The organism is Acinetobacter sp. YH12200, assembly GCF_013418175.1.
GTDB classification, from domain to species: Bacteria; Pseudomonadota; Gammaproteobacteria; order Pseudomonadales; family Moraxellaceae; genus Acinetobacter; species Acinetobacter pseudolwoffii.
In genome coordinates this window covers 89,833-96,783 of record NZ_VPCO01000013.1, presented here as the reverse complement: position 1 = coordinate 96,783, position 6,951 = coordinate 89,833, and the positions used below count along the sequence as shown (strand labels likewise).

Annotated in this window: 9 protein-coding genes; 3 read left to right on the top strand and 6 right to left on the bottom strand. The window is 40.1% G+C overall.

Annotation, left to right across the window (positions count from 1 at the left end):
* Window positions 1-723 precede the first annotated feature (723 nt).
* From FTU90_RS10300 to FTU90_RS10275, 6 genes are all read right to left on the bottom strand, one after another.
* Window positions 724-1,092 carry a hypothetical protein gene (locus tag FTU90_RS10300; RefSeq protein WP_180000772.1) on the bottom strand — a complete coding sequence of 123 codons (369 nt, stop codon included), beginning with the start codon at window positions 1,090-1,092 and terminating at the stop codon, window positions 724-726.
* Entirely contained in the window at window positions 1,093-1,455 is a 363-nt protein-coding gene (locus FTU90_RS10295; RefSeq protein WP_005171032.1) for a hypothetical protein, read from the bottom strand.
* A 131-nt stretch (window positions 1,456-1,586) separates the two neighbouring features.
* Window positions 1,587-2,189 (bottom strand): nitroreductase family protein, encoded by a 603-nt coding sequence (locus tag FTU90_RS10290; protein WP_180039992.1) that lies wholly within the window; start codon window positions 2,187-2,189, stop codon window positions 1,587-1,589.
* 462 nt (window positions 2,190-2,651) lie between these two features.
* A complete protein-coding gene (locus FTU90_RS10285; RefSeq protein ID WP_100355114.1) occupies window positions 2,652-3,143 on the bottom strand; it encodes a hypothetical protein in 492 nt (163 codons plus the stop codon).
* A 126-nt stretch (window positions 3,144-3,269) separates the two neighbouring features.
* Window positions 3,270-4,664 (bottom strand): class II fumarate hydratase, encoded by a 1,395-nt coding sequence (gene fumC / locus FTU90_RS10280; RefSeq protein WP_005171036.1) that lies wholly within the window; start codon window positions 4,662-4,664, stop codon window positions 3,270-3,272.
* Between the two features lie 135 nt (window positions 4,665-4,799).
* On the bottom strand, window positions 4,800-5,810 hold the full coding sequence (locus FTU90_RS10275; RefSeq protein ID WP_159138133.1) for an NAD-dependent epimerase/dehydratase family protein: 1,011 nt from the start codon (window positions 5,808-5,810) through the stop codon (window positions 4,800-4,802).
* A 71-nt stretch (window positions 5,811-5,881) separates the two neighbouring features.
* On the opposite strand from FTU90_RS10275, the gene tusD reads away from it, so the two are divergent.
* From tusD to FTU90_RS10260, 3 genes are read left to right on the top strand one after another with little or no spacing between them, the layout of a single operon-like run.
* The gene (gene tusD / locus FTU90_RS10270) at window positions 5,882-6,250 is read left to right on the top strand and encodes a sulfurtransferase complex subunit TusD (protein WP_005096839.1); all 369 of its coding nucleotides are present in this window, start codon (window positions 5,882-5,884) and stop codon (window positions 6,248-6,250) included.
* 44 nt (window positions 6,251-6,294) lie between these two features.
* Window positions 6,295-6,645, top strand: coding sequence for a hypothetical protein (locus tag FTU90_RS10265; protein WP_005096837.1), 351 nt, complete (start codon window positions 6,295-6,297; stop codon window positions 6,643-6,645).
* Between the two features lie 19 nt (window positions 6,646-6,664).
* Window positions 6,665-6,949 carry a hypothetical protein gene (locus tag FTU90_RS10260; protein ID WP_100328661.1) on the top strand — a complete coding sequence of 95 codons (285 nt, stop codon included), beginning with the start codon at window positions 6,665-6,667 and terminating at the stop codon, window positions 6,947-6,949.
* The last annotated feature ends 2 nt before the right edge of the window (window positions 6,950-6,951 follow it).

The window sequence follows — 6,951 nt, the reverse complement described above, 5'->3', positions numbered from 1 at the left end:
TTGAATTTGCTGCCAGATATCATCGGTGAGAAGAGTACGTGCCATTGAAAAAATATAGAAATCAAAAGAGCTTAAAGGAGGATTTTAAGTATTTAAAACCAATTTTTCAAATGAGGACACGCCCTAGAACAAATAGATTACCATCCCACTACTTTTTCAAAGTTAGCCCATTATTTTGTATAACAGAAATTTGTACATACATTCCTTTTTTCGTTTTAGAGCATGTAATAAATTAACAGGGATATTTGCCGCTAAAATATATAAAATACTTAGGCTATTTTATAAATACAACAGGATTAGTTTTGTAGCATAAATATAAGATATAACTTCACTACCCTGCTTGGAGTACCATTCATTTATGTATGAAGACAAAATTCACGCTATTCGTTATGAAGTCATTTCTATAATGCTTATGTGTGACATGATCAAGCAACAATATTATGCAGTATTAAAAGATCTCTCGACAAAGCTTAGAAAAATATTAAAGTTTAATTGTTAAATTATAGTTATCAATTTTCTTATTTCCCGGATATATCCCCGGGATAATGAGTAACAATCATGCTTATACTTTAGTTTAACTTTACAAAAAACCCTACAGATAGATGCATCTTATTTAATATGATATTTTTTGGTCAAAATCCAGCCAAGATTAAAATAATAATATTCTCTTTATTTTCATTAATGCGTGATGAAAAGCTGCGCTTAAAAGAAGTACCACTCACCCTATTCAATGTCCCTATTTTTACAGAATACAGTGGTGGTCATTCCTGATTTACTCAGGCTCTGATCCTGTCGATCAAGAAAACTTTTGGCGACCATAGCCATCATGGGCGCCATATCCAGACTGTTATTTTCTTCAGAAACTTTTTGAATGCCCTGATAGGCTTTCAGTCGATTACAAAAAGCCTGACGTTGGGTTTTAGCATCGGCCTTTGGATCATCTTCATCTAAAATGTGCTTGGTTTCATTGACGATTTTAGTCTGTTCTGAAATAAACTGGTCATACGCACTTTGTGAAAGTGGTTCTGCAAAGACCATGCTATTCAGTAAGAATAACAATCCTGCACAAATGAAAGATGATTTTTTTAGCATTTAGATTTCTTCTTTCCAGACATCTTCATAATCATCGGCATCAATCATGAAACGAAAACCTGTTTCCAGAGCCAGATATGGTAATACTTCTGGTGCGATGTCCTGTAATTCACGTACGGTCATCGTTTCAAAAGCATCTTCACTTGAAGGTTCTCCGCCATAAATATACCAGCTGATATTTTCCGCTGTCTCAGGCTTTTTACGAATACCAACTATCGGATCCTGCTTTAAGGTATGTACGGCCACAGCAACAACATCATCACCCGTGACTTCAACATAAGCTGAGCCTACTTCTTCACAAAGTAACTTTTGCTCTGCGATCAGTTCTTGTAAAGGTGATAGATTTTGCGTGTTTTTCGACATTCGATATTACTCATTTATTTGCATTAGCACGCTATTTTAACTGAATTTTAGCAATGCTGATGAGGATTTTGTCGAGATGTTATAAAATATCTGCGCTTAAAATTGTTTAAGCGCAGATATGAATTTCAGGCTTATTTGAAAATTTTAAAACGCTCTTCGTCCGCAAGATAATCTTTGGCATGTGTTTCGCCTTCGATTGAACCAAAGACCAGCTGTGCGCGAAGCTTCCAGTTGGCTGGAATGTTCCACTCAGCATGCACCTGCTCATCTACGATCGGATTATAATGCTGTAAAGATGCACCTAGGCCTTCAGTATGTAATGCTGTCCATGTGGCAAATTGCGCAATCGCAGTAGAATGCTCTGCCCAGACAGGGAAGTTATCCGCATAAGACGGGAATTGCTCCTGCAACGCTTGTACCACTGTTTGATCTTCAAAAAACAGTACCGTACCTACACCAGCAGCGAAGCTGGCCATTTTAGCAGTGGTTTTTGCTGCACTTGCTTCGTCTTTTGCATAACTTTTTAATTTATCTGCAACGATGCCCCAAAACTTTTCATGTTCTGTGTTGAATAAAATGACGGCGCGTGAAGACTGGGAATTAAAAGCAGATGGACTTTGTTTAATTGCAGTTTGAATTAAATCAGTTAAACGTTCAGGAGATTGTTCAATATTCTTGCCAATGGCATAAATAGTACGGCGTTTAGTAATTAAATCTAAAAACTGATTCGACATTTTTAAAAATCCTGGGATATATCTTCGGGAAAATTGGAACCTTTAGCTATTTTTGTGAAGCATAGCTAATCAATTAAACTTTTAGCTTATCTAAAAATAAAGCTTATATACCTTAAAAAATAATAGACAGAATTACTAGGCTATTTGCTTGATATTTTTATATATTTTTTAGCTAAAACTGATTCTTTTCACCTATTTTTTAAACAAAGGTTAAAATTACTGCCCAATGAAAATACTTTAGGATAAATAGTGGGCTATCTTGCTCTGTTCTCGGGCGAAATTCTAGGAATCATTATTTTTATAAGGTTTATTTTTTGAAGATCCCTGTTAAAGAGAATCTAATAATATAGCTTAGGCTATTTCCAAGCATCTCCGATCATGAAGGAAAGCTTAGGCTACAGATAAAATTAATCCCCCAAGAATGGAGGACTAATTTTTAGCAATGAAAACTATAAACTTAAATTAAAATTTTGCATTCAAAACTTGAGCTGATACTTTACTTTTCCACAGCTCACGTAGTGTCGGTAAATAGAATTTCTCACCTAGTTCAACCAGTTCTGCATCGATCAGTGCATGCATTTCGTGCATAAACAGATAGTCCAGTTCAACTGTACTTAGTTTTGACTGCTGCTTTTGATAGTCCTTACGCTTTTGCTGGGCTTGTTTAACCAAACGATCCGCAAATGCTTTATCTTTAAACTGGCTAATCGCCTTTAAACGCAGTTCAATAATGCCCCAACCGGTTAACAACATTTGGAAAGTCTCAAAGTCACCGCTGGTCGACTCCCAAGACATTTCTTCCAGATTTTCATCATCTGGAAGCACCGGCAAAAGAAGTTCCATGACACTTGGAAAAATCTTTTTAAAATTCAGAATAAATTTAACAGGATGCTCACCTGGATAATCCTTGAATTGCACCTTTCTTTGAACATCTGTTAAATAAATATCAAGCATAAAACAATCATCAGTGGTTAATCTCATCGAGATCTATTGTACGCAACTCTGCCTGAGATAAAAACCACTGCTGACGATTCCATGATAAAACAGGCTGAAAGATTGAAAATAAAAGCCTTAAACGCTTTATTTTACATTTGGTGAGACCATCTGTTCAGGACGTACCACCTCATCAAACTGTTCAGCCGTGACTAAACCAAGTTCAACAGCCACCTGCTTTAAGGTTTTAGCTTCTTTATAGGCAGTTTTGGCAACCTTGGCTGCATTCTCGTAACCAATCACCGGGTTTAATGCAGTGACCAGCATTAATGAGTCATGCAAGAAATGATCAATCTTGTCACGGTTCGGCTCAATACCTACGGCGCAGTGATCATTGAAACTATTACAGGCATCGCCCAAAAGCTGGATGGATTGCAGTAAGTTATAGGCAATCACAGGCATAAACACATTCAGCTCAAAGTTACCCGATGCACCTGCCACATTAATCGTGGTGTCATTTCCAAGCACTTGCGCCACCACCATGGTCATGGCTTCACTTTGCGTCGGATTGACCTTACCCGGCATAATGCTTGAACCTGGCTCATTTTCAGGAATACGCAGTTCACCAAATCCACAACGAGGCCCACTGGCTAACCAACGAATATCGTTGGCAATTTTATTTAGGCTGACTGCAAGGGTTTTTAATGCGCCTGAAGCAAATACCGCAGCATCACGGCCGGCCAAAGCTTCAAATTTATTCGGAGCAGTGACAAATGGTAGACCTGTCAGCTTCTCCAGTGTCTCTGCTGCCTGAACTGCATAATCAGGATGGGCATTTAGACCTGTACCAACAGCCGTCCCGCCCAATGGCAACTCATACAAACCCAGTAAAGCTTGCTGTAAGCGAATCAAGCCATGATCAAGTTGGGATACATAACCACTAAATTCCTGACCTAGGGTTAAAGGTGTCGCATCCTGTAAATGCGTCCGGCCAATTTTGACAATATCGGCAAAGGCTAAAGATTTTGCATGCAAGGTATCGCGTAGACGGGTAAGCGCTGGAATAAGAAGTTGATTAATCTGCAAACTCGCTGCGACATGAATCGCAGTCGGGAAAGAGTCATTGGTCGATTGGGCACGGTTGACATGATCATTTGGATGAACCGGTTTTTGCGCACCTAAATGATTGCCCAATTTTTGATTGGCAATATTAGCTATCACCTCATTACAGTTCATATTACTTTGCGTGCCTGAACCGGTTTGCCAGACCACCAGTGGAAACTGGCTATCCCACTGCCCGCTAATTACCTCATCTGCTGCATCCACAATATAGCCCGACAGCTCTTGAGGAATCTGATCCAGTTTAGCATTGGTCAAGGCTGCAGCTTTTTTTACCAGTCCCATTGCACCAATCATTGCCCGTGGCAAGCGTTCATTGCCGATCTTGAAGTTTTGCAAGCTACGCTGGGTCTGAGCGCCCCATAAAGCCTCACTCGGTACGGCCACTTCGCCCATGGTGTCATGTTCAATACGTGTTTGCATGTTCAACCTCAATTTTTTACATATCGCTGATTTTAAAAGCATCTATCACGATACTTTGCTAGATTAATTAAAAGTAATCGATTATATTAAATATGTAAATGATAATTATTATCAAATATTTTTTACTTATCTCATTTACTGTCCTCTCAGTATATTTTGATAAAATAGCCATTCATCCTCAAGCATCTTTTTCAGTGAACGCTGCGGTTGCCAATGCAAAATCTGCTGTGCCTTTTCAATATTCGCGCCTAGCTGGTCAAGCTCTGCATGAGGATAAGGCAAGGCATCGACTGTTCTAATTACAGACTGGGTCACTTCTGCCAGTTGATCCAACAAATCCTGTATCGAAATGAGCGTTCCAGCAATATTGAAGGCTTCACATTTTAATTCCTGTTGTTGCCATAGCCACTGCAAGGATTTAATCACCGCATCACAACTGTCTGCCACATGCAGAAAACTCCGCTCTACTGTTCCATCCGCAGTATAAGCCTGACGGCGTAATTCCAGATATTCGCGCTGCTGCGCAGCGACCTGCATTGCCAAAGGCACAATATTTTTCGGTAAAGGTGGCACCGCCTCGCCTAGGACACCATGCTCGAAGGCGCCGCTAATATTAGATAGTCTTAAGATGGCAATGCGCCACTCGTTATCTGTTTTGACAGTATCCCGAATAATTTCCTCAACCATCTGTTGCGATTTAATATAGGGATTGGGATAAGTATAGTTAAAAGGTAGATCTTCATTGAGATCCGTACCGGATTGTCCATAGACTGCCAGACTGGATAAATGCACCAGATGCCGTACGCCGGTACGTTGCATGGCGCGCATTAAGCTCATAATACAGCTGACATTATCATTATAATATTCAAGGGGTTTTAATACTGATTCTTCTAGCGACTTAAAACTGGCAGCATGTACTACAGCCTGAATCGAATGCTGTTCAAATACTTTGTTTAATGCAGGCGTATTGCGAATATCAATTTTGATAAAAGGCACATACATCCCGGAAATATATTCAAGTCGCTCCAGCGTCTGCAAATTGGCATTGGCCAAATTATCGACCACAATGACCTCTAATCCTTGTGCTAACAGACTTAAAGCAATATGTGAGCCTAAAAAGCCTAATCCACCCGTCACTAAAATCATTGTATACTACCTACTTTCTGATGAAGCCCAGATCAAGCTGTTGCTATTGATCAAGCCTGTAGTGAATTTCGATGAGCACCTTAATTCTTGTTACCTCCGCACCAACTTCTATTTATGCCTGGCATGCCCTTGGTTTGGCGCAGGCATTACACAACAAAAACCAAGAATTCCGCGTATTCTTTTATCAGGACGGCGTGTCGGTCGCAAATGCACTGCAATGGGTGCCCGACGATCAACGTCATCTTACACATGCCTGGCAAGCACTCAATATTCGCCTACCGGTCTGTGTAAGTGCAGCACTGGCGCGAGGGATTACAGATCAGGACAATGCTCAACGTCACAATATTCAGCAGCATAATCTGGCGGATGCCTTTGAATTGGTCGGTTTAGGTGAACTTGCCGATGCTGTTCAATCCTCACAACGTCTGATTCAATTCTAGATGTTCCATTTTTTAGAATGTGTTGCTTTTCCAAGGAATCTTGTGTGAAATCTGTACTTGTTATATTAACCCAAGCCAATCTGACCAGCCTGCAAGTGCATGAAAGCCTGTCTGCGACCATGGTTTTGGCGACATTTGGTGCGGAAGTGAAAGTTCTGCTACAAGGTGCAGGCCTTAGTCTTCTACGCTCAGAACTGCAATTTGATCAGTTACAACATGCCTTTAAACTGGCATCAAATATGGTCGACAGTTTTGAGTTTTATGACCTCACTCCAATTCTGATTGAACAGAAAAACCAGAACTCGCCCTTTGTGGCTCAGAGCGAACAAGAGATTGAATTTATTGAGCTAAGCCCAGCGTTTATTCAAGGCTTTGATCATGTGCTGTATTGGTAAGGAATAAAGGATATATAAAATGTCAAATCACACACTTTATCTGATCCAATCGAACTATGCGGCAACGGCGCAGACTCTGGAACAACTCGCTCAAATTTATACCCCAGTTGATCAGATCGTACTGATGGGTGAAGCCGTATTACAGCTGGAGCATTCATTTCTACAAAATTTGCCGCAAATTTACATGCTGGAAAATGATGCAGAGCTTTTGACACAGCCTTTGTCGGTTCAGGTCAAGCTTCTCGATTTTGCCGATTTTGCAGATCTTTGCCTCGGGTTTAATCGCTGTATTTCAATGAAATAATC